The following is a 22,328-nucleotide window of genomic DNA, read 5'->3' on the forward strand; positions in this document are numbered from 1 at the left end:
TCAGAAAATGGCCTATGCCGTCGCCGCCTACCTGCACTTCGTGGCGATCTTCCTGCTCTTCTCCCTACTGGTGCTCGAGCACCAGCTGTTCCGCCTGCCGCTGAATTTCAAACGCGCCCGCAGCCTGTTTCGCGTTGATCTGGCCTTCGGCATTGCCGCCGGGTTCGTCCTGGTCACCGGCGCAGCGCGCGCGATGCGCTATGGCAAGGGGCTGGACTATTACCTCAACAACAGCTTCTTCCACGCCAAGGTCGGGCTTTTCGTCATCGTTGCCCTGTTGTCGATCTATCCGACCGTGACCTTCCTGAAATGGCGACCCGCATTAAAGTCCGGCCAGGTCCCGAGCATCAGCCCGACCAGCGCACGAATGGTCAAGCTGGTGATCCACATCGAACTGCTCGCCCTGCTGTTGCTTCCTCTGCTGGCGGCACTTATGGCGCGAGGGCTTGGCGTAATTCCGCAGTAAAACGGCGCGCTCCTGGGCCTGGGCAATCCAGGCTTGTGGACTGATCCTGCGCAAAGTCCATCCACAAGGGCTTGCACGCTCTTCGAAAACGATTCCGGACCTCGATTGTCGACTACAGACCGCGGCGCAGCAGTCCATAAGTCCGCATCACCTTCCGGAGCCGAGCCTATGACCGATCGCCTGACCGTAACGCCCCTACCCTTCGACCCTGCATACGAACAGGTGCCAGACGACGAAGCCGAGACCATCTCCGGCCTGATCCAGGCCATGCGCGAGATCACCGAGACGACCTTTGCCGACAGTGGCCATGCTGTTCGCAGCGTGCACGCCAAGAGTCACGGCCTGCTGCAGGGCGAAATCGAAATCCTGCCTGACCTGCCGCCAGAACTGGCCCAGGGCGCTTTTGCGAAGCCAGGGAAGATGCCGGTGGTGATGCGTTATTCGACCAATCCGGGCGACATCCTTGATGACAAGGTTTCCACTCCGCGCGGGCTGGCGATCAAGCTCATCGGCGTTGAAGGCGAACGCCTGCCGAATTCGGACGGCCAGGTCACCCAGGATTTCGTCATGGTCAACGCGCCGGCGTTCATGGCGCCGACACCCAAGGACTTCCTCAAGTCGGTGAAGTTGATCGCCAAGACTACCGACCGAGCGCCCCGCGCCAAGCAGGCGCTGTCTGCCGCGCTGCGCGGTGCCGAGAGTCTGGTGGAAAAGGCCGGCGGCGAAAGCGCGACGCTCAAAGGCATGGGCGGCCATCCCACCACCAATTTGCTCGGCGAGACCTATTACAGCGTGGTTCCGCTGCTCTATGGCCGCTACTTCGCCAAGCTCTCGGTGGTGCCCGTCTCGCCGGAATTAAAGGCGCTGACCGATCAGAACGTCGACCTCAAGGACAAGCCGAACGGGTTGCGCGAGGCGATCAACGACCATTTCGCAGGGCACGGCGGGACCTGGGAGCTGCGCGTTCAGCTGGCCACCGACATCGAGAAGATGCCCATCGAGGACGCCAGCGTGGTCTGGCCGGAAGATGCCAGCCCTTACGTCACGGTTGCGCGGATCAACGTCCAGCCGCAATCGGCCTGGAGCGAAGCCCGCGCAGCGGTGGTGGATGACCAGATGTCCTTCAGCCCCTGGCATGGACTGGCGGCCCATCGTCCGCTCGGCGGCATCATGCGCTCGCGCAAGCCGGCCTATGAGATGTCATCCGAGTTCCGCGCTCGTCACAACGGCTGCCCGATGCATGAGCCAAAAACACTGGACCGGCTACCGAGCTGACCCACCGAGCTGTAAGGCACGACGCCCCGGCATGACTGCCGGGGCGTTTTCACATCAGCGCCAGATATTGTTGTTGATCTTGGCTTTCAGTTCCGGGTAGTCCGCGGCCTTGAACGTAGGCACCTCGCCCGCCTTAATCTGCGCCATATAGTCCTTGGTCAGTTTCACCACCGTGCCGGAGAGCAGCGTGATTGCGATCAGGTTGATCGTTGCCATCAGCCCCATGGACGCATCCGCCGCGTTGAACACGGTGGTGACTGCCTCGTAAGCGCCCCAGATCACCATTCCCAATGCCGCCAGGCGCAGCAGAGTCAGGCCGAGTTTGTTACCCGCACCCAGGAAGATCAGCGCGTTCTCCGCATAGGCGTAGTTGGCGACAATCGAGGTAAAGGCAAAAAACAGAATGGCGATGGCGATGAAGTAGGTCCCTGCCACGCCGATGTGGCTTTCCATTGCCTGCTGGGTGAGCTGCGTGCCGGTTACACCCGAACCGGGCTCAAGAACGCCCGACAGAAGAATCATCACCGCGGTAGCGGTGCAGATGACGAGGGTGTCGATGAACACGCCCATCGCCTGCACCAGCCCCTGGGAAGACGGATGATGCGGCGCTGGGGTCGCGGTCGCCGCCACGTTGGGCGCCGACCCCATGCCTGCCTCGTTGGAGAACAAGCCGCGCTTGATGCCATTGAGCATCGCCGCGGTCACCGAGCCGGCAACACCACCGGCGGCTTCTTCGAGGCCAAAGGCGCTACGGACGATGGTCATCAGCACGCCTGGCACCTCGGTGATGTTCATCAGCAACACGATCAGTGCCATCAGCACATACAGACCCGCCATCAGCGGCACCACCAGTTCGGCGAAGCGCGCGATGGAGCGCAGCCCGCCGAAGATCACCAGCCCGGCGAGAATGGCGATAGCAATGCCCACCCAGAGTTTCGGGACGCCAAACGCGCCCTCCATGGCATCGGCGATGGAGTTGGCCTGCACCGCGTTGAACACCAGCCCGAACGAGATGATCAGCGCCACGGAAAACACGCCGCCCGCCCATGGCGCCTTCAAACCCTTGGCAATGTAGAACGCCGGGCCGCCCCGGTACTGACCCTCCCCATCGCGCACCTTGTACAACTGCGCGAGAGAGCTTTCCGCATAGGCCGTGGCCATGCCCACCAGCGCCACCATCCACATCCAGAAGATTGCGCCAGCGCCACCCAAATAGAGCGCAACCGCCACGCCCGCCAGGTTACCGGTGCCCACCCGCGATGCGAGGCTGGTGCACAGCGCCTGAAATGGCGATATCCCCGAAGCGTCGCTTTGCCGCGCACCGCGGATGGCCCGTACCATTTCGCCGAAATGGAGAAACTGCAGAAAGCCCAGGCGGATGGTGAAGAACACCCCAACCGCGAGCAGACCGTAAATAAGGACGTAGCCCCAGAAGATGGTGTTGAGGAAGTCGATAATCGCGGTCATGGAAGCGCCTTGTCGTTGAGGGACGGACGAATACGGCTAACTCTAGTCGCTGAGCCCGAGAGCACCAGCCAGAGCGCCGCACCGATCGAGACCGCCCGGTGAATGAGGGTGCAGGACGCGCGTTGACCGAGCGCATCCGCAGCAGACCAAGGTCTCAGAAAGGTCATCGCCGCCAGGGTTCCGTCCAACCTTTTCGCAACCGGAACCGAGGGCAACGCACCGGCGGTTTTTCAGCCGGTGCGCGGCCTCTCAGTCGCGACGGGCGACCCGTAGATTGCAGAAGGTTATGGCCGTGTAGGCGTGACTGACGTTAAGGTCGACACACATCCATCCAGGGACGAATCATGGCCGCCAAGCCCAGCAACACCCGTCAGCAGATCCACCTTGCAGTTCTCATCGACGCCGATAACGCCCCCGCCGCGATTGTCGAAGGCCTGTTCGAGGAAATCGCCAAATACGGCGTCGCCAGCGTCAAGCGCATCTACGGCGACTGGACCAAGCCCAACCTCGGCAGCTGGAAAAAGGTGCTGCTCGACTATTCGATCCAACCGATTCAGCAGTTCGCCTATACCTCCGGCAAGAACGCCACTGATAGCTCGTTGATCATCGACGCGATGGACCTGCTCTACACGCGCCGCTTCGACGGCTTCTGCCTGGTCTCGAGCGACAGCGACTTCACGCGTCTGGCCGCACGCATCCGCGAAGAAGGCCTGACCGTCTATGGCTTTGGCGAACAAAAAACCCCGTCGCCCTTCGTTTCAGCCTGCGACAAGTTCATCTACACCGAAATTCTTCGCGCCGACGCACCCAAGACCTCGCAGGAACCCCCAAGCAATGGGGACAAGACGCCCGCGCCGGAGCCTGCAGAAAAGTCCGAAGACGATGCCAAAACCGCCGAGAAAGGCGGCCAGGTCAAAGCGCAAAAGGCTCCGATAGAGTTCATTGCCAAGGTTCTTAGCGACATTGCCGATGACGAGGATGACTGGGTGCACCTCGGCGAGCTTGGCTCCAACATCAGCAAACTCCGTCCCGCTTTCGATCCGCGTCTGTATGGCTTCAAGAAACTCAGCGACTTGATCAAATCGCATTCCAAGCGATTCGAGCTGGAGGCCAGAGGCACCACCTCCACGGGCGGGAAGGCGCTTTATGCTCGCAATCTGAAGCCACAGAAGTAGCGCTCAACCGCAGGATGCGAAGCAACGGACAAGCAAATCGGAGAGCAGACCGAACCCTCACCCCTCGAACCCTTCTAAGCAGTCATCGACTCGAGGAGGTTTCCATGACCAAGGCACTGCTCACGACCCTAGGCTTAGCCCTTTGCGCACCTGTTGCGCTTGCCCAGACACCCAAGCCCGAAGTGATCACCCACCTGAACGGCCTGGATATCGAAGTCAGCGCCATGGGCGTGCCGACCTCAACCACCGAGGCGGGTGGCGAGCTGGTCGGAATACGCGCCGTGAAGGTGAGGAACAATACCGGTGACACCGTGACCTGCGAATTCCACGTGCCCGACGATGCACGTGCCGACACCTCCGCCCCGCCCGTTTTCACCGTGAGCCCCAACACTCAGCGGGTAGAGCGGGTGCCAGGCGAGTACTCGCCGGACCAGCCTTTCGCCGAGCTGACCTGCCGTGGCGCCTCGCAAAGCATTGGAACGCCAACAGTCGTACCGTCCAGCGAGCCTGAAGCCGAGCCCGCTGATGACACCCAACCCCATACCGAATCCTCGACGATGACCGGTACCGAAACGCCAGCCGACTCGACTCGGTCCCGCGAGGGCGAGAGCCGGGGTCGCTGATCCCTAAGCGGCGCTGGACGACGCGCGTGACATGACGCTGGCGCATCGTCTCGGCAAATCAATGGCGCCCGTGGCGGACGTTGTGGCAACGCGAGGTTAATGAACAGGTCATACGCAGGAAACGCCAGCCTCGCACCTGCCCTGTGGGAGGCGCGCCCCGCGGCGAATGCAGGCCGCAGGCCTGCCCAAGCAAAAGCCAAACCTCACAACCATCCAGCCCTTCTCCTGAAGCGCCTCGCAAACCAACGCAACCGCAGCGCAACGATGCGCACCGGGATCTGGAGTGCGAAGCTCTCCGACCTTTCTGCTCGAACTCTTCCGTCCCGGTCGGCCGGGCTCGCTCCGTGCTAAAGCAGACCTCATGCCGGCTCGACAGGAACTGCTCGGCAATGCCGCAAGCCCTGAGCGGCGCCAGCAACGACTCATCAAACCCCTAAAGCGACACAATTCAGCGAACCAGCTGCAGCTCAATTGATAATAGTTATCAACATCTATAGCATCTGCGCCCCTCCGCTCGAAGCCTTCAAAAGGAACTGCCCCAATGCGTCGACTTCTCGTGCCTGTGCTGTCGCTACAGGCGCTCGCCGCCACCGCCTACGCTGCCGAACAAGCGGGATCTACCGGGGCCCCCATCGCCCTCGAACAAATGGAGATCACCGCCTCGCAAGCCGAACGCGCCGACGGCCCAGTGGACGGTTATCGCGCTACGCGCTCGGCCAGCGCAACGCGTACCGACACGCCCATCCATGAAATCCCGCAGTCAATCAGCGTCGTCCCCGGGCAGGTCGTAGAAGACATCGGTGCCACCCGTCTCGAGGATGCATTGGACTATGCCGGCGGCGTCGAGCGCGGCAACAACTTCGGCGGCCAGGGCCTGACCGAATTCTTGGTACGCGGCTTCAGCTCCCAGGAGTTCTACCGCAACGGCTTCGCCATCAACCGCGGCTACCCCAACATGCCGGACGCCGCCACTATCGAGCGAATCGAGGTCCTGCGTGGCCCGGCCTCAATGCTGTATGGCCGAGGCGATCCGGGCGGCACCTTCAACATTGTCAGCAAGCAACCGCAGGCCAAGCAGCGGACCGTGCTGGGCACTCAATTCAACACCGAGGGGCTGCGCCGCGGCACGCTGGACACCACCGGCGCACTGGACGAGCAGGCCGAATTCACCTATCGCCTCAACCTAGTGGCCGAAGGCGCTGACAGCTTTCGCGATCATGTCGAAAGCGAACGCTACAACGTTGCCCCAGTGCTGCGCTGGGACCTCAGCGACGCCACCGCGATCATTCTGGAAGGTGACTACCTCCACAACCGTCACCCGCTCGACCGCGGCGTGACGCGCTACGCCGGCCAGCAAGGCCAGCTGCCACGTGATCGCTTCCTCGGGGAAGAAAGCGCCGGCAAGTTCACCAACGAAAACGCCATGACCCAGCTGCGAATCGAGCATCTGCTGGATGACCACTGGACCCTGCGCGGCGGCGTGCAATACCTCGACGGCAGCCTGGAGGGTGGCGCCGTGGAAAACAATGGCTTGGCCGCTGACGGCCGCACCGTGGGGCGCAATTACAGCGAACGACGGCTGGAATGGAACGATACGGCCGTTCAGGCCAACCTCGAGGGCCGCTTCAGCGCTCTGGGCTTCATGCATACCCTGCTGACCGGCATCGAGTACGACGACTTCAACTACAACTCCCGCATCGACCGTTCCGCAGGTGGCGTAGGCTCCTTCCCGATCGACATCTACGAGCCGGTCTATGGCCAGCCGCTGCCCCCCATTCTCGGCCCCAACTACTGGGACGACGAAGACCTGCAGTCCTATGCCTTCTATATGCAGGATCAGGTCGAGCTGACCGACCGTTTCACCCTGCAGCTGGGTGCCCGCCTGGAACGTTTCGAGCAGAACTACACCAACAAGCTGTCGGCTGCTGGTAGCTGGGATCAGGCGCATAACGCCGTCTCGCCGCGCATCGGTGCAATCTACGACGTGACCGAAGCGCTGGCCGTATACGCCAACGCCTCCCGCTCATTCAAGCCCAACCGGGGCGCCGACCGCAGCAGCCAGGCGTTCGACCCGGAAGAAGGTGTCGCCTACGAGACTGGCATCAAGTACGACCTGCCCGAACACAACTTGAGCGTGACGGCCGCACTGTTCCACATCACCAAGGAAAACGTGCTGACGGCTGACCCGGCAAACGTTGGCTCCCAGGCCTTCCAGGTGGCTGCAGGCGAGGTCCGCAGCCGCGGCTTCGACCTCAGCGTTGCCGGCAATATCACCCCGCAATGGCGCGTGATTGGCGGCTATGCCTACGTCGATGCCGAAGTCACTGAAAGCAACAGCGCCGCCGTGCCGGTGGGCAGCCGCCTGGCCAACGTGCCAGAGCACAGCTTCAACCTGCTCGACACCTACGAGTTCGATAACGGTGCGCTGGACGGGCTGGGCCTTGGGGTTGGCGTGAAGTACGTCAGTTCACGCAAGGGCAGCACTTCGAACACTGCTTACGACATGGGCGCCTACACCGTGGTCGATCTGTTGGCCTACTACCCGCTCACCGACCGCATTCGCCTCAACCTCAACCTCGACAACGTCTTCGACGAGGAATACGAAGAGCGCGCCTGGAACATCTGGGCCTACCCGGGCGCTCCGCGCACCCTGCAGGCCGGGGTATCAATCGAGCTCTAGTGCCTATTGGTGCAATGCCCTGGGTTGATGGCTTGGCCATTGCCCAGGGCGCGGTATCACCCACCGTTACAGCTCATTCTTTTACAACGATCACACGGGCCCGTCCTAGCGATCCTAGGGGGTTCGGCCTTTCGCGACCGTACCTGGCGGCCTATAGCCGGACCAGCGCATCCCTCTGCGCATACCGCAAACTTACAAACGATCCAACGGACTCAAAACCGCCAAGCCGCCCCGGTTTAGCACGTAGGTGTAGATCATGGTTGTCTTCACGTCTGCGTGGCCCAACAACTCCTGCACAGTGCGAATATCTTGTCCGCTTTCCAATAGATGAGTTGCGAAGCTATGCCGCAACGTATGCGGGGTCGCCAACTTGGCTATACCGGATTGCGCTACTGCGCGTTTGAAAGCCCTTTGCACCCGCTTTTCATCCAGATGATGACGACGCACTGAACCACTGCGTGGGTCCACCGACAGGCCTGCAGCAGGGAACACGTATTGCCAAGCCCATTCCCATGGCACGTTGGGATATTTACGAGCTAATGCGTCAGGCAAGTAGACATCACCCCGCCCTGCGGCGACCTCGCGCTGATGAATAGCCCGTACAACAGTGATGTGCTGCTTAAGCGGCAGCACAAGGCTTGCCGGCATTACGGTGACGCGATCCTTCTGCCCTTTACCGTCACGGATGATGATCTCGTTGCGCGAGAAATCGACGTCCTTGACCCTGAGCCGCACCCCTTCCATCAACCGCAGGCCGCCACCATATAACAGTCGTGCTATCAACCCGACATCGCCGTCCAGTTGGCTGAGAATCCTTTGCACTTCGTCGATAGAGAGCACCACCGGCAGCCGAGCGGGCTTTTTTGCACGCACCACTTTGCCAAGCCAGGGTAGCTCCTGCTTGAGTACTTGCTTATAAAGAAACAACAATGCAGCCAGCGCCTGATTCTGCGTCGAAGCGGATACATCACGGCGCACAGCCAAATCCGAAAGAAACGCCTCAACTTCAGCTGCGCCCATTTCAAGCGGATGTCGATATTTGTGAAATCGGATATAGCGCTTCACCCACTCGCAATAGACACGTTCAGTTCTGATCGAGTAGTGTTTCAGCCGGATCTGGTCCCGGACCTGATCGAGCAATCGCGGCCTTCCATCCATGGTGTATAACTCCCTTATACAGTCACCGTCCTTCGGAAACGCCCGGCCTAGACAAGGAGAGCCGCAATGACAAGGAATGTTATACACCACGCCCGTCCGGCGTCTTATACACCAAATGGTGTCTAATTATAGTTATACACACAAGGCAAACTATGCTTGAAATAATTCAACAGAATCCTTTGGTAAGCCTGGTCTTAGTAATCATTCCAGCTATTGCAGCGGCCTGGAAAATTTTTGATGCCCTATACGTAAAGCCACGAGATTTCCGCATTTCCGTATTAGAAAAAAACCTTGATGAATTAAAGAAAGAACTTCAGCGCCCAGAGCAAATTCAACTTACTCCGCAGCGCACCAACAACGAATTTAAGTCCGAACCAAAATCACCCATCTTACAAGCTGATTCAGTTCAAAAAATTGAAGCTCTGAGCCAAAGCACGACGCTACTGAACGATATGGTTTCCTTTTGTAAATCATGGAAAGACCCCGCACTAACTGAGCTCCAGCGAAGTCACTTCGAAAAGAGCTATACAGGCCAAAAAATCCTCTGGCGCGCTCGTCTAGGCGATGTTACAGAAGAAAAAGATGGGTTACTTTGGACAAGCCTCATGCCCGAAAGCGAACCGACTCATGCCGCACATGTGGTTGCTGTGTTCGACTCAAAGCACAAAGAAGCGCTCCTAATTTTAAGAAAAAATGATGTGGTTACAGTTTCAGGAATAATAGATCGCTTCTTTTTGTCTCCATTAATAAGGGACTGCACCATTTCACGCGGCGTATAACAACTGGTTCAAATCGCTCGCTTCGCTCACTGGGACGGGCTAAAGCCCGCCCCTTAACCAAACGTTAGGTTTCTTATCCCATGAAAGTATTCCGCACCTTCATCATTGCCGTTGTGCTTTGCAGCTCAGGTATTGCCTTCGCCACATGTGACAAAGGAAAAATGGCAAGCACACCCTCATCTCGTTTCACGCTCAATGGAGCGGAGGCATTTGATCGCGAGACCAATCTCACATGGCGTCGCTGCAGTGTCGGAACCACATGGAAAAACGGCAAATGTATGGGAACAGCAAAACTCATGAGCTTGAGTGAGGCCAAGGAGTATGCCAAAAACACAGGCGGCGGTTGGCGCGTCCCCACCATTGAGGAGTTGTATGGCATTGTTGAGAAAATATGCAGCAATCCAGCCATAAATACCGAAGTTTTCCCGAACGTCAGAGATTTGGGTGCAGGTGCTCTTTATTGGAGCACCACCAAAATCAAGGAAATCCCCTCGCTCATTTACTACATTGATTTTCTCAGTGGTGGGGCAGATGGTCACACCAAGGGCTTTTCTATGGCAGTACGTCTTGTCCGTAGTGGAAAATAGAACCGTGTCCTTCCACCGAAACCTAACCATTCCGTCGAGAGGGACCGCCCACAAGCTGCGCTTGTGGATTCCCTTCGCAGCTTCGCCGCTACGGCGGCCCTTCACGTCAAACGTTCGGGAATAACGAAGTCGTATGCACTTAAACAAATACTGCACACCAACCGCAGCACAAGAAATATTCCTGTTTTAAACCCTTGGCGCAATGGCAATTACCGCTGCCTACATTTATCCCGAATTCTGGTATTTTGCTGGAGTTCAAGGGCGTGAAAGTAGCAAGCTATCCTTACAGATGTCTGGCATTTTACTTCAAACAATATCGGCCTTAATGCTTGCTCTTCGTATATTTCGCGGGCCAGATGTGGAGCAAAGGAAAAAAGACCATGACAGACTTATGGCATTGTTATCTGAAGACTTTAATAGAAACTTGAAATCCAAGACCAGCCAAGCACACCTTGAAATCATCCATCATCCTGAAAAAGTTAATGAAATAAAAAGTTATTACAGCGCAGCATTTAATTTCGGAGAAACTGAACGACTAGTTGCAATTGCTGGCTTATTAATGTTTGCGGTAGGAGCACTGCTGCAACTAGTCAGCGCAGGGTAGCGCTAACTAGTTTTTCAAGCCGGTCGCTTCGCTCACTGGGACGGGCTAAAGCCCGCCCCTTAACCAAACGTTAGGCTCTTTCATGATATTCCTGGCACTCACTCTTAAAGGTTATGAAAGCTACCAAAGCATTGCCAATAATTTAGGTTGTTTGCTCTGGTTATCCGCTGGAATATTCTCTAAGGCAGAACTTGCAGCACTCAGACAGTCAGGCGTAGCCTTCTCAGACTTCAGTTATGTCATTGAGTCTAACGATAAAGAAGCAATTTTATGCGCAATCAATACCATCAAAGAGCACCATCCAAATGAAACGGTATGGGTAGAGTCATGATACACAGGGCTTTACCTGCGTCCGGCTCTCAATTTCGGCACAGCCTAACAAGTGGTTCAAATCGCTCGATTTGCTCACTGGGACGGGCTAAAGCCCGCCCCTTAACCATACGTTAAATGCCATGAAATAAATCGCAGAACTAGAGCGCCTTTGGGTCGATCACAAGAGTTATATGGCGTTGCTACCGATATTGTAATATTCATACCCAGCGGTCCTTGATGAGTTGCCGGAGCATGGAGTGATTACCGAGAGACTGCTCGCTGAGGTCATCGACTACTCTCTAGCTTTTCCAAGTCGTCATTGGGAGCTCTTGGCAGCAAGCTGGATGGAAAGTGGCTTCCCCATTTCGCAAGAAATCTGTGACAAGCTACTTGCCATTTCAGCCAACAAATCAAAATCACAGAAGTTGCGCCACAAGTGCTTTGCCATGGCTAGAAGGTGGCAACGTGCAAACGGCATTTAACAAGTGGTTCGAGTCGTTCGCTTCGCTCACTGGGAAGGGCTAAAGCCCGCCCCTTAACCAAAGTTAGAAGCCAGGTGAAATTACCGTGAAATACGAACATCTCGTATACATGGGAGAAAAAGATGGCAAACCACACATCATCGTTGACCGTGTTGAAGGGAATGGTCGCCGTCACTTCTGCACGCACTATGAGCTACCCACGGTGCAGTCCGAGGATGAGGGTTTTCACCTAATGGAAAAATTTGCCAGTTGGTTTGGCAATACGTTGCTAATTGATTGCCCCGGTTTTAGGCGTCACATCGGCATTGAAGAACCAGATAAAAATCCTAAATGAAGCGCCTGACTTCTAACTACTGGTTCAAGCCGTTCGCTTCACTCACTCGGGACCGGCTAAAGCCGGCCCCTTAACCAAACGTTAGAGGTTGCAATGTCGTTTGCATCAAAAGCTCTCAAGTGGTTTCTTGTCACAATAGTGGCGATTACTACATTACTTTTGGTGCTATCCGTCCTTGCTTTTTAGTACATGAGCTCTGGCGTCTTCGGTACCCTGCCTTTTGACGAGAGAGGCTGGACCGCCAGTATCAGCAATGCAGAAGATGCCAATTGCTTTAGAGGTGGAATGGCGAAAGATTTACGAGACAATGTGCTATCGAGCAAAATGGCGAAAGAAGAAGTTATTGATCTACTTGGAAGGCCTAGCGGAAGCTTTACTAAGCAAGAATACCAATACCTGCTTGGCATGTGCAGCGGCTTCGGAATGGATTACGACAACTTGCATGTTTATTTCGACGAGCAAGGCAAATTCTCCCATGCAAAAATAATGCAGCATTGAGCAGGAACCTCTAACAAGCGGTTCAAGGCCGTTCGCTTCGCTCACTGGGACTGGCTAAAGCCAGCCCGTTAGCTTAATCGTTATGTGTAGTCAAGGATCGAGCATGGAATTTCAAACAATACCCATTTTGCGAATTTTCGATGAAGGCAAAGCGAAAGAGTTTTACCTCGATTTTTTGGGTATGAGTCTGGATTGGGAACACCGCTTTGAGGTCAATTTTCCGATATACATGCAGGTGTCAAAAGGAAATCTTGTCTTCCATCTCAGCGAGCATTCGGGCGACTGCACGCCTGGCAGTAAGGTTTTTGTCAACGTAAGTGATCTTGCAGCGCTCCATCACGAGGTTACTTCACGGCCGTATAAGTACAGTAAGCCGGAAATTGAGCAGGCGCCATGGGGGGATCGTTGTTTTACGGTAACAGACCCGTTTTCGAACAGGGTGCTATTTAATGAGCCGGCAAACCCATAACAACTGGTTCAAATCGTTCGCTTCGCTCACTGGGACGGGCTAACGCCCGCTCCTTAACAAAACGCTAGGTGCCTTTCCCTAGAACATGGAGCTTTGGATTAAGATTAGTCACCTGGATCATTTAGTGCTGACAGTTGCTGAAATCCCAACCACTGTCGAATTTTATGAAAACGTTTTGGGTATGAAGGTCGTTAGTTTTGGGGCGGGCCGGATTGCTCTAGAGTTTGGGCATCAAAAAATCAATCTTCATCAACTAGGTAAGGAATTTGAGCCTAAGGCTCAGAATGTACAGTGCGGAAGCGCAGACCTGTGCTTCATTACTGATACTGTATTATCTGACGCAATGGAACATGTGAGGAATCAAGGTGTAATTATCACGGAGGGCCCTGTAAAACGTACAGGCGCACAAGGCTCGATTACTTCATTTTATTTCAGAGATCCTGATGGAAATCTAATTGAAGTATCAACCTACTCAAACGCATAACAATCGGTTCAAGAGGAACTATCCACGCGTGAGGTTTCCAGTCCTTTTGCGCCGTGATGGTTACGGTTGTTTTTATTGAGTTTTGTGGTGTGCGTTACCAGCCCATTAGCCGGGCGTTAAACATTATAAGGAGCTTATGTGAAGGCTCGGTTTGATTCAGCCGCGATCGGCGCGAAAGCTTCAACGCTAAGCTGATTAATCGGCGAGAGCCCTGGTCGGCCGATTCGCTCAGTGCCAGCCTGGTAGCTGTTCAGCTCCGAGGCTGGCTGACGCGCACGACTAGCTGCCTTGTTTTTGCTGGCTGCCTTGCTTCTGCTGTTTCTGCTGGCTCTGCTGCTTTTGGCCCTGCTGGCTTTGGTCCCGAAGAACGATGATCGATTCCGCATTCAGCCTACGGTCGCCGATCGCTGCGCTCCCCAGGTTACCGGCAACGGAGACAGTGTCTCCTTTCCCTACCTTCTGACGACCTTCGTTATCGAGCGGATTGTTTTGCATGCCGCTCGTATCGACGGTGAACTCTAGGTCGCCGGTGTTTACCGTGAACTGTCGATCTTTGATGCTTTGCACAGTACCGGTAAGGATCAGGTCACCCACCACAACGGGGGTTACCGGATCCACGTCCATGACGGCAAACGTTGTCATGTCGTTAGTCGGCGAAGAGTAGTAATAGGTGGCCGGCTCTTCGATGAAGACGCTGTCTGCTTCGATGGATGCATCGACAAAGAAGTGTTTTTCGACACGCCCGTACACCGTCACTTCATCACCTGGAATAAGCTCGGGCTGATTGCCCACCCAGCCCATGTCATCCATTTCGACGCTGATCTGTCCTTGCCCGTAGTCGAGGGAGAACTCGTCATCTTCGGCGGTGAGCACGGTACCGCTGATTGAAACGTAACTGTCGTCGGGTTGGAGTTTCGGCATTTGCGCCATTGCCGGTGCCGCGATGAGTGTCGAGGCCAGTATGCTGAGAGCGAACGCTGATTTCTTCACAATGCTTCCTCCATTTGAGTGGGGATTCATAAGGAGCCAATTACGGCCCTCATAAGTCCCGACCGGAGTGAGTTTTCAGAGTTCAGCGGCCTCGCTTTCTCATTAGCCTCGTAATCGGAACCTTAACCGGCGCAAATGATTAATGGTCGGATGGCTTTCAGGTAACCCACGGTCATCGCTAATAACTAGCACAGCGATCTAGACAAAGCGCTCGGATGGCTCTGCTGATGCGGCCCAATTCACTCGCCTACGAACAAGCGCCTCGTCGATACGAGTGAACTTCCCCCCCAACGGCACGATCCCCATTTATGCAAAGTCAGAGCGAACCAGGGAGCAGGCGCATCCGCGCGATGCATCAGGCCTGGGTCGCCAGCCATGAAATCCCGCAGTCGATCAGCGTCGCCCCTGGCCAGGTGGTAGAAGACATCGGCGCCACCCGTCTCGAGGATGCGCTGGACTACGCCGTCGGCGTCGAGCGCGGCAACAACTTCGGCGGCCAGGGCCTGACCGAATTCCTGGTACGCGGCTTCAGCTCCCAGGAGTTCTACCGCAACGGCTTCGCCATCAACCGTGGCTACCCCAACATGCCGGACGCCGCGACTATCGAGCGAATCGAGGTCCTGCGTGGCCCGGCTTCGATGCTGTATGGCCGTGGCGACCCGGGCGGCACCTTCCATATTGTCAGCAAGCAACCGCAGGCCAAGCGGCGGACCGTGCTGGGCACTCAGTTCAATACCGAGGGGCTGCGCCGCGGCACGCTGGACACCGGATCTCGTTGGCCTGGCGCCGCTCACGTATTTCTCGCTCCAGGGTCTCCGCTCGCGTTCGCTACTGGTCTGGCGTTCACGCTTACCGCTGTCACGCTCGACGCACTCAGCTGCGCACCGTTTTCGGCAGTAAGAACCGATCTTGGCGGAAATAGAGCATCGCTTCACGCTTCGACTCATGGTGGTCTTGATGCTCCAGTACTGGTCGAACCGCTCGCTCATGGACTTCTTGGGAATGCTTCGTCGTTGTGTTCATGGCCCTACCCTGTCAAGAGTCAGAGCCTCTGGGAAAGCAGGGGCGGTTCAGCTTCCTTAGATGTGATCAGCACATTTTAAAAGGTTGCCGGGACGTGCCTTTGCGCAGGAGCGCCAGTCTCAGGTCGAAGCCAAGCGGCAGCATCATTGCCAAGCTTTCGTTGTAGGTGAGGGGCAAGCTGCGATTGGCCTTTTTGCGGTCCTTGAAAACGCACAGCGTATAGCCGGACATGTTTAGAACATTGCGTCGCGCATAGCCGTCCAGCCACGAACCGTTGAAATGGTGAATGGTGAAGTTTTTTTTGTGCGGCGCAGGCGTGCAAAAGTAATGAACCGGATAGATAAACGAGTAACTATCTAACGCGGTTGGCTCATCGGTCTTATAGGGCTTTTTCAGGCCGAACCTGCGCGCGTAATACAGCGTCATGCGTTTGGTATTGGCCGTAAGGTCGAGATTGCCGTTGCGGTCCACTAGACTCAGCGACGCATACTCGGCTAGCAGATCACCAATAATTGCGTTATTAGGAACCGCGCCGATGAACGCCGACATCGGATATCGGTTGCCCTGATACTCCTCGAAGCCAGCAACAAAGTCATGTTCGCGGAACGGCTCTATATCGGCTGTGACTTCTAGATCGGAGTCGAAGTAAAAGCCGCCATAGCGGTGCAGTGCGTACAACCTCATGTAGTCCGATGCGAACGCCCACTTGCGGTGTTCCAGCGCCTGACGGACATAGGGAATGTCGATTCCGTCGATTTGCGAGTTGCCCCATTCCTTGATTTCGTAGTCCGGCAGATATTTTTTCCAGCTCTCGATGCAGCGCAGAAGCAGCTCATTCTTCGGCGCATCGCCGATCCAAACGTAATGAATGATCTTTGGAATCATATTCGCCTCCTTCATGCATTAGAAAGATCGCCCGCGCCCTTAGCGCGAGTAGAAATACGAGGAAACATGAGACGTTCGCTCAAGCTTGATCTGAGGCGAGATGGCTTTTCGCAGACTTGCCCTGCGCATCCAGCAGCGTACGGAACAATTCTCCCTTCTGCTCCCACAGGCAATGCTTCTGAATATTCTCCAGTCCCGCCTGTGCGTAAGCTCTAAGCAATTGCGGCGCATCCATCAGCTCAAGTATGGCGCGTGCAAACTCTTTAACCGCCTCGTTATAGGAGTGCGCATCGATCAACCGTCCGCCCCCGTTTTGCAGGATTTCTCGGGGGCCCTGGTGATTGAGCGCTATAGCTGGCAGGCCGCTGGCCAGCGATTCGAGCAGCACGTTACCGGAGGTATCCTGAACGCTGGTGAAGACGAAAAGGTCGGCGCCCTCGTAGAGCGGCTGGACCTCGGCGAAAGGCAGCGCGCCGAGCAACTCGACTTTGCCGGCCAACCCTAGCGCAGCTACTTCCACCTCGGTCTTCTGTGCATCAGGCCCAGTACCGAGCACCTTGATCCGCAATCGCTCGTAGGCCTGAGGCTGATCTGCCTTGATCTGTGCGATGGCGTCGAGCAACAGCTTGAGAGCCTTGCGGGGCTCCAGCCGACCGACCCAGAGCAATGTGAAACTTTCCTTCGGCTCCTGCGCCGCAGGGCTAGCGGTTACGCCGCTCACCGCTGTTTCAAGCGTCTTGATGCATTTGCGGTGCGCGAAGCGAGGCAGCATCTCGAGGGTGTCCTGGTTGGCCACCAGGATTGACGATGAGCAGTACGATGCTAGGCAGATATACGGGTTGAACCGCAACGTGCGTTTCATCAGCGTGCGCCAGCGCTGCTTGATCCAACCCCGCCCATAAAGCGGTTTCGCCCAGGCAGGTGGTATCTGACCACCACCCACTGGCCCCCAGATGAACCGCGTTCCAGGTACCAGCCATAGCAACCCAGGCATATCCACCACGTTGTAAGTGCACTGTTGTATCACCGCGAGCGAACGATGACGCAGCTGGTAGACCAGCACGACAAACAATGCGGCTACTTGCCAGAACACGTAATACGGCTTCATCAGGCTGTGGTGATGAGCCATACCGGCACAGCCGGGCAAATCGAAAGCAACGATATCCAGACGCGCGCGGCTGGCGGGTTCGAGCGCCTCGCGCACTGGCCGCTCATGCATCCGGCGAGTGAGTAGCACGACATTTCCATCGGAGACAGTCAGGATCTGTTTGAGCCAGTTCCAACCTACGTAGGGCTCTGAACCCATGGAAGGGTCGCAGGCGAACGCGGAAATCAAAACGCAATCTTTCATGGGCACTTCCTGTACTGACATGCGGACGAGAATTCAGCGGGTGAGCGTTAGGAGAGATGTCAGCCTGGCGACTTCGCAGCATCAACAGTGCGCGAACCGACCCGCACCACTGCGGCATTGGGCGCGCGCTGGTGCCGCAAGGTCCTGCGCGGTATCAGAAGCATCAGTCCGATAATGAAAGCGGCGAAGGCATGCGATAGGCGCGTTGAATCCAGATACGCATTCACCGATAGCGAGAACAGGGTGACAAACAACAGGGCGTAGACGTAATGGTTGGTCGTCTTGTCTAGCCAGATGACGCGCAGGAACACAACGGCAAACAAGGCGTAGACGAAGATCCCAAAACGAAAGAAGACGTCGAACAAGGAGTTGTGGTTAGACACCTGATGCGCGAGAAATCGTGTATCGAGCAGCGGATGCCAGAAGGCATATTTGAAGCTCACGTCGCGATAGGGGCCGCCGAATCCGACCCCGTGCAGGAACTCGGAAATGCCAATCATCGAACTGGCGCCCTTGAGCATCTCCAGGCGGATCTCCGCGTTGTCATCGACATCCGCCATGCTGGAAGACAGATCCAGGCCCATCAGAAAGAAACCCGCCACTGGCGTCAGCAGGATCACACCCACGACAACCGCCTTGAGCACCGGCTTCGGCGGTTTCAGGAGGCAACAGCCGGCAACCAGCAGAGCGATGCCCAAAGGCGTTGTGCGGGTCGAGATGAGAAACATCAGCACCAGATAAGCCAGCAGCATCGCCAACATCAAGCCGCGCTGGCGCGCCTGGAGCGCCAGGCGAATCAGCATGAAGGCTTCCAATACACCAACTTCGTAGGTGTAGCCGACCTTGACCTGAACAACGAGGTAAACGACGCACAGCAGCAGATAGTGGAACAGCGGCAGATTGGTGATGAAGTTCAGCAGATCATCGCGACAGACGTAGAAGAAACGCAGGCTGAACAGGAACACATAGTAGGACGAGATCTGCGGCGAGATGAAGCTGCGCTCATAGCCATCCACGGTCAGCCAGGAATAGGCGGTGATACCGAGCAGACCGAGCAGCAGCCAGTCAACCAGCGACAGACGCCTGTTGATAACCACGGAAAGCAACAAAAGTAATAGAGAGATCCGCAACGCGATCACGGAATCAATGAACCCGATCGGGTACAGCGCTACCAGGTAGCCGAGCTTCTTCATCTTGAACGCTCTCAGTCGTGCATCAATGCACCAACATCCGTTTCCGGAAGTGCCATCCAGGGTTTACCGGCTGGTCCGTAGCCAGGTGGCATGCAGACAAGCCAGTGCCGGGGTGCTCAAAGCTTCAGAGCAGCTGCTACGGGCAACGCTTGTCCGGGCCATACGCAGCTTGGTCCTGCCGCGCTGCGCTTCGTTCCGTCGCCATAGCGATATTTTCAACGCGTTTTACCGTTGCTTCAGAAAGCACACCAACAGCCACCAGCGCCCCTAAAACAGCGCCTCGACGAGTTCGGGGATAAGGTGCTCACCATGCTCACCCACTGAGGTTTGCTGGAACAGGTTGAAGTCACCAAATGCCTGATGCACGACCCAACCGGCGAAATTGTTTGCCTCAGTCTGCGCGCGGATCTTGTGCATGAAGTAGGCGCGTGAAGCGACATCCGGCAGTGCGGGGGTTCCGTTGTAGTTGAACTCGGAAACAACGCCAAATTCCCCGGCGATGATCCGCCTGGGATTGATCCCGGTCGAACCAACCCAACGTTGCAACTCTGTCCAGTCCTCCCAGCGCGCTCCATCGCTCCACCACAGGTGATCGATGATGCGCCCGTAACGGGTGATTTCTTCGACCTTGCGCTCGGGCGTCAGCGTTGTATCCGCTTCTATGCGCGCGCTGACGTCCGCCAGCATCTGCATCTTGCCGCCAGCGTAGCGGGTAATCGGCATCGGAACGTTGTACAGGTGCGGCTGGCTGCCAGTGCCCTGATGAGTGAACTCGCCCGGTGCGTAGGGGTGAAAGGAGAACATGGTGTTGGCATCGTACTGGCTCAGGTTGAAGTGCCCGAGCGCGCCATGCCAGCCGGCTTCCGGTTGTAGAATGATGGTCAGGTTCGGTGCCTTGGAGCGGCAGGCCGAATACCAACCCGGCGCAACGGAGGTGTAATAGCTCGGTGCGAGCTGTTCGCCAGGAGGCTCGTTAAGCATCTCCAGCGCAACCTGCTCTTCCGAGAATGACCTGTTGAGGGCGCCACACAGAGCACCAAGAGCCCTTTCAAAGCGCGCATTTGTCGTCGGCTCGTTGACCACTGCGATGCGCTGCTCCCAGGTAGATGCCCAGGAAACCTGTACCCGGAAGCCGGTTTCTGCCGCGCGGCTGATATAGCCGGTCCAGCGCGACAGGGTGGCCTCGATGCTGACCGGCGGGGTCAGAAATTCTTCCAGCGAGATCCAGATCCTCAGGGTGTTGAACCCAGCCTGCTCCAGGGCGTCCAGCCGTGCCTGAGTCAGGCCATAGGCCGGCGCTTCCCAGTTGCTAATCGGCGGACTGACTCCGATTCCCTTGATAGGCCCGCTACGGGTGAATGTAGGTTCACTGGTGTCCGCAACGGCGACCGGTACGTTGATGAGCAGCGAGACCAGGGCGTATGCATATTCTCGGAAAGCCAACATGGTTCGGTTCCTGAGGCGCATTAATAAGAAGTTGGAAACCGTGCTGATGAAAAGAAACTCTGAAAGTGCTGGCGCGTGACCAATCGTCGGAAATTAAGTGATATTTAAGTGCCATCTTTCGATGGCATCCGAGCACATCATTTTTACCTGAAATCTCTAAAAACGCCGTTAGGCTTAATTCCTACGAAATATCAAAACAGTGGCGCATGGTCTAAAGCTGTTACCAGGCTGGTGGTCAAGGGAATTTGCGGATATTCCTAACAGACTTAAATGCAACTATTCTCAAGCCCGCAAACAACCAAAGCCAAACCCTCACCGGGTTTCTTCAGGAGAACCTTATTTCTAGTTATATCAACTGAACTAATCGCCGTTCCGATTCGCACACCCTGTTATCCACTCCCGCTACTTTTCCACGGCATACGCCTGGAAGTATTAGGTCGCTGAGAGCCATCATGCTTAACACTCTTTCCAACCAGACGCGTCGGGCGCTGCTGCTGTCCGTTGCGTCAGCTGTCCTGTGCTGCACCCCCCTGGCACTTACTCAGGCTCACGCAGCCACTTCGGTTTCGACGGAAACCGCGTATGTTTCCAAGATCAACTCTTTCACCAGCAAAGATTTCTTGCGGGGTATCTGGCGCCAATATGCGGGGCTTTCGGTTCCTGCCACTCAGGCGAGCATCGACGCATTCAAACCCGGCGTGCATCTGCGCTTCGCCGATGGGCAGTTGCGCGAGATCAGCAAAGTGTTCCGGGTCGGTAGCAACCTCAGCATTTACGTCAAGGGCGGGCTTCTGGACGGCAACAAGGTCGGCTCCCCAAACACGGTAAGCACAGCGCCAGCGCTGCGCAGCGGGTCCGCCCCCTCTGCTACAGCAGATACTTCGACGACGATCACCCAAGCCAACCCCGCATTCATGGCCCGAGGCGACATCAAGGGCATCGACATCACACCGCCAGTGAATGACTGGGAAGCGCCCGCCTACGGCATGACCCAGACGCGTCTGACTGCACTGTCGGCGGCTGGCTTCAACACCCTGCGGATCTGGATTTCGCTTGACGAATTCCTGGCCCCGCCGGTGAGCATGGAGGCCACTCTGTCGCGTTGGATCGGCTATATCGATCGGGCCGCACAAACCGGCTTCCGCGTCCATGTTGCCTGGGCCTCGACTTGGGAAGAACGCATCGCCCTGGTCAACGAACCTGCTCAGCAAGCGCGCTTTCATTACGCTCTCAACAGGCTCTGCTCAGCCATGGGCAGCTACTTCTCGAAGCAGCAGGTGGCGCTGGAAATGATCAACGAGCCACCGGGAGAGCAACTCACACCGGGCTACTACCGCTCAGCTGCACCGGGCTGGCACTCCGCATGCCGCTCCAAAGCTCCGGACATGACCATCATTCTGCAGCCGGAGGCCGGCTGGCATGGGGCACTGAATCGCTTCAACCTGAGCGACTTCGACGCCAACACCATGTTCTCCTTTCACCCCTACGCACCGGGCGAGTTCACTCACCAGGGCATTGGCAGCCAACCTCATCTGTATAACGTCCCGATGCCAATCACCCGTTATGTCGGCGGCCAGACGCAGATGGTCGCAGACGTCAGCGCCCGCGTGAGTGCTGATTCGCACTTGAGTTCAGAACAGAAAAAATCGGAGATCGCCCGTTACAGCCGACTGATCAATGACCTGTGGTATGACAATGGTTCGCGCTGGGAGGACTGGTCCGAGCTACAACGTTGGGTGGTTTCGAGCGGTATCAACCCCAAACGGATCATCGCCGGTGAATTTGGCGTCGTCTCCGAGTTCAACTACAACGGAACCCCTGCACTGAAAGACGTCGCCTCACGTGCGCACTTCATGCGCAAGATCCGCGAGCAAACCCAGGCGAACCGGTATGCTGGCTGGGTCGTGCATCAGGCCTTCGGTGACTTCAATCTGTTCCAGCAGAGCGCTGTAGGCGAACACGGTGACCGTCTCATCCCTGAATTGGTAGAGGCGCTATTCGGCAGTCAGCCACTGCCGTCAGGCCCCCCAGTCATGGGACGATAACA

20 protein-coding genes and 3 pseudogenes are annotated in these 22,328 nt (G+C 56.5%); 15 read left to right on the forward strand and 8 right to left on the reverse strand.

Annotated features, from left to right (window positions below):
* Positions 1 to 7: 7 nt before the first annotated feature.
* Positions 8 to 466 (forward strand): DUF2214 family protein, encoded by a 459-nt coding sequence (locus ACIGHL_RS10560; protein WP_216707191.1) that lies wholly within the window; start codon positions 8 to 10, stop codon positions 464 to 466.
* A gap of 168 nt (positions 467 to 634) precedes the next feature.
* A complete protein-coding gene (locus ACIGHL_RS10565; RefSeq protein ID WP_216707190.1) occupies positions 635 to 1,741 on the forward strand; it encodes a catalase family protein in 1,107 nt (368 codons plus the stop codon).
* A gap of 54 nt (positions 1,742 to 1,795) precedes the next feature.
* Here the strand turns inward: ACIGHL_RS10565 and ACIGHL_RS10570 are convergent, their stop codons facing one another.
* Positions 1,796 to 3,208: an alanine/glycine:cation symporter family protein gene (locus tag ACIGHL_RS10570; RefSeq protein ID WP_216707189.1), complete on the reverse strand. Its 1,413-nt coding sequence runs from the start codon at positions 3,206 to 3,208 to the stop codon at positions 1,796 to 1,798.
* 344 nt (positions 3,209 to 3,552) lie between these two features.
* Between ACIGHL_RS10570 and ACIGHL_RS10575 the strand changes: the two genes are divergently transcribed.
* The 3 genes and pseudogenes from ACIGHL_RS10575 to ACIGHL_RS10585 all read left to right on the forward strand — a co-directional run bounded on the left by ACIGHL_RS10575 (position 3,553) and on the right by ACIGHL_RS10585 (position 7,686).
* The gene (locus tag ACIGHL_RS10575) at positions 3,553 to 4,383 is read left to right on the forward strand and encodes an NYN domain-containing protein (RefSeq protein ID WP_216707188.1); all 831 of its coding nucleotides are present in this window, start codon (positions 3,553 to 3,555) and stop codon (positions 4,381 to 4,383) included.
* A 104-nt stretch (positions 4,384 to 4,487) separates the two neighbouring features.
* Positions 4,488 to 4,856, forward strand: a pseudogene (locus ACIGHL_RS10580) (hypothetical protein); the annotation flags it as partial.
* A 691-nt stretch (positions 4,857 to 5,547) separates the two neighbouring features.
* The gene (locus ACIGHL_RS10585) at positions 5,548 to 7,686 is read left to right on the forward strand and encodes a TonB-dependent siderophore receptor (protein ID WP_128120083.1); all 2,139 of its coding nucleotides are present in this window, start codon (positions 5,548 to 5,550) and stop codon (positions 7,684 to 7,686) included.
* Positions 7,687 to 7,878: 192 nt separating this feature from the next.
* On the opposite strand, the gene ACIGHL_RS10590 is transcribed toward ACIGHL_RS10585, so the two are convergent.
* Entirely contained in the window at positions 7,879 to 8,844 is a 966-nt protein-coding gene (locus ACIGHL_RS10590; RefSeq protein WP_128120171.1) for an integron integrase, read from the reverse strand.
* 152 nt (positions 8,845 to 8,996) lie between these two features.
* Here ACIGHL_RS10590 and ACIGHL_RS10595 point away from each other — a divergent pair, with 152 nt between their 5' ends.
* The 8 genes from ACIGHL_RS10595 to ACIGHL_RS10630 all read left to right on the forward strand — a co-directional run bounded on the left by ACIGHL_RS10595 (position 8,997) and on the right by ACIGHL_RS10630 (position 13,393).
* Positions 8,997 to 9,623: a hypothetical protein gene (locus tag ACIGHL_RS10595; protein WP_128120084.1), complete on the forward strand. Its 627-nt coding sequence runs from the start codon at positions 8,997 to 8,999 to the stop codon at positions 9,621 to 9,623.
* An 80-nt stretch (positions 9,624 to 9,703) separates the two neighbouring features.
* Positions 9,704 to 10,210, forward strand: a complete 507-nt coding sequence (locus ACIGHL_RS10600) for an Lcl C-terminal domain-containing protein (RefSeq protein WP_128120085.1) — start codon at positions 9,704 to 9,706, stop codon at positions 10,208 to 10,210.
* A gap of 202 nt (positions 10,211 to 10,412) precedes the next feature.
* Positions 10,413 to 10,814, forward strand: a complete 402-nt coding sequence (locus tag ACIGHL_RS10605; RefSeq protein WP_128120086.1) for a hypothetical protein — start codon at positions 10,413 to 10,415, stop codon at positions 10,812 to 10,814.
* Positions 10,815 to 10,896: 82 nt separating this feature from the next.
* Positions 10,897 to 11,145, forward strand: coding sequence for a hypothetical protein (locus ACIGHL_RS10610; protein ID WP_128120087.1), 249 nt, complete (start codon positions 10,897 to 10,899; stop codon positions 11,143 to 11,145).
* 548 nt (positions 11,146 to 11,693) lie between these two features.
* Positions 11,694 to 11,942: a hypothetical protein gene (locus tag ACIGHL_RS10615; RefSeq protein ID WP_128120088.1), complete on the forward strand. Its 249-nt coding sequence runs from the start codon at positions 11,694 to 11,696 to the stop codon at positions 11,940 to 11,942.
* A 189-nt stretch (positions 11,943 to 12,131) separates the two neighbouring features.
* Positions 12,132 to 12,440, forward strand: coding sequence for an outer membrane protein assembly factor BamE (locus tag ACIGHL_RS10620; RefSeq protein ID WP_128120089.1), 309 nt, complete (start codon positions 12,132 to 12,134; stop codon positions 12,438 to 12,440).
* A 103-nt stretch (positions 12,441 to 12,543) separates the two neighbouring features.
* Positions 12,544 to 12,909: a glyoxalase superfamily protein gene (locus ACIGHL_RS10625; RefSeq protein ID WP_128120090.1), complete on the forward strand. Its 366-nt coding sequence runs from the start codon at positions 12,544 to 12,546 to the stop codon at positions 12,907 to 12,909.
* A 97-nt stretch (positions 12,910 to 13,006) separates the two neighbouring features.
* Positions 13,007 to 13,393, forward strand: coding sequence for a VOC family protein (locus tag ACIGHL_RS10630; RefSeq protein ID WP_181689991.1), 387 nt, complete (start codon positions 13,007 to 13,009; stop codon positions 13,391 to 13,393).
* A gap of 279 nt (positions 13,394 to 13,672) precedes the next feature.
* Here the strand turns inward: ACIGHL_RS10630 and ACIGHL_RS10635 are convergent, their stop codons facing one another.
* Positions 13,673 to 14,383, reverse strand: a complete 711-nt coding sequence (locus ACIGHL_RS10635; protein ID WP_181689984.1) for a single stranded DNA-binding domain-containing protein — start codon at positions 14,381 to 14,383, stop codon at positions 13,673 to 13,675.
* A 368-nt stretch (positions 14,384 to 14,751) separates the two neighbouring features.
* Here ACIGHL_RS10635 and ACIGHL_RS10640 point away from each other — a divergent pair.
* Positions 14,752 to 15,147, forward strand: a pseudogene (locus ACIGHL_RS10640) (TonB-dependent receptor plug domain-containing protein); the annotation flags it as partial.
* A 4-nt stretch (positions 15,148 to 15,151) separates the two neighbouring features.
* Here ACIGHL_RS10640 and ACIGHL_RS10645 read toward each other — a convergent pair.
* The 5 genes and pseudogenes from ACIGHL_RS10645 to ACIGHL_RS10665 all read right to left on the reverse strand — a co-directional run.
* Positions 15,152 to 15,406: pseudogene (locus ACIGHL_RS10645) on the reverse strand (IS3 family transposase); the annotation flags it as partial.
* Positions 15,407 to 15,472: 66 nt separating this feature from the next.
* Positions 15,473 to 16,291: a glycosyltransferase family 32 protein gene (locus tag ACIGHL_RS10650; protein ID WP_216707187.1), complete on the reverse strand. Its 819-nt coding sequence runs from the start codon at positions 16,289 to 16,291 to the stop codon at positions 15,473 to 15,475.
* Positions 16,292 to 16,370: 79 nt separating this feature from the next.
* Positions 16,371 to 17,642: a glycosyltransferase family 4 protein gene (locus ACIGHL_RS10655; protein ID WP_181689986.1), complete on the reverse strand. Its 1,272-nt coding sequence runs from the start codon at positions 17,640 to 17,642 to the stop codon at positions 16,371 to 16,373.
* Positions 17,643 to 17,701: 59 nt separating this feature from the next.
* Positions 17,702 to 18,835, reverse strand: a complete 1,134-nt coding sequence (locus tag ACIGHL_RS10660; RefSeq protein ID WP_128120095.1) for an O-antigen ligase family protein — start codon at positions 18,833 to 18,835, stop codon at positions 17,702 to 17,704.
* 267 nt (positions 18,836 to 19,102) lie between these two features.
* Positions 19,103 to 20,281: a cellulase family glycosylhydrolase gene (locus ACIGHL_RS10665; protein ID WP_181689987.1), complete on the reverse strand. Its 1,179-nt coding sequence runs from the start codon at positions 20,279 to 20,281 to the stop codon at positions 19,103 to 19,105.
* Positions 20,282 to 20,733: 452 nt separating this feature from the next.
* Between ACIGHL_RS10665 and ACIGHL_RS10670 the strand changes: the two genes are divergently transcribed.
* Positions 20,734 to 22,326 (forward strand): cellulase family glycosylhydrolase, encoded by a 1,593-nt coding sequence (locus ACIGHL_RS10670; protein WP_128120097.1) that lies wholly within the window; start codon positions 20,734 to 20,736, stop codon positions 22,324 to 22,326.
* The last annotated feature ends 2 nt before the right edge of the window (positions 22,327 to 22,328 follow it).

Source organism: Pseudomonas sp. NPDC077451, from assembly GCF_044543345.1.
In the GTDB taxonomy this organism is placed as follows: domain Bacteria; phylum Pseudomonadota; class Gammaproteobacteria; order Pseudomonadales; family Pseudomonadaceae; genus Stutzerimonas.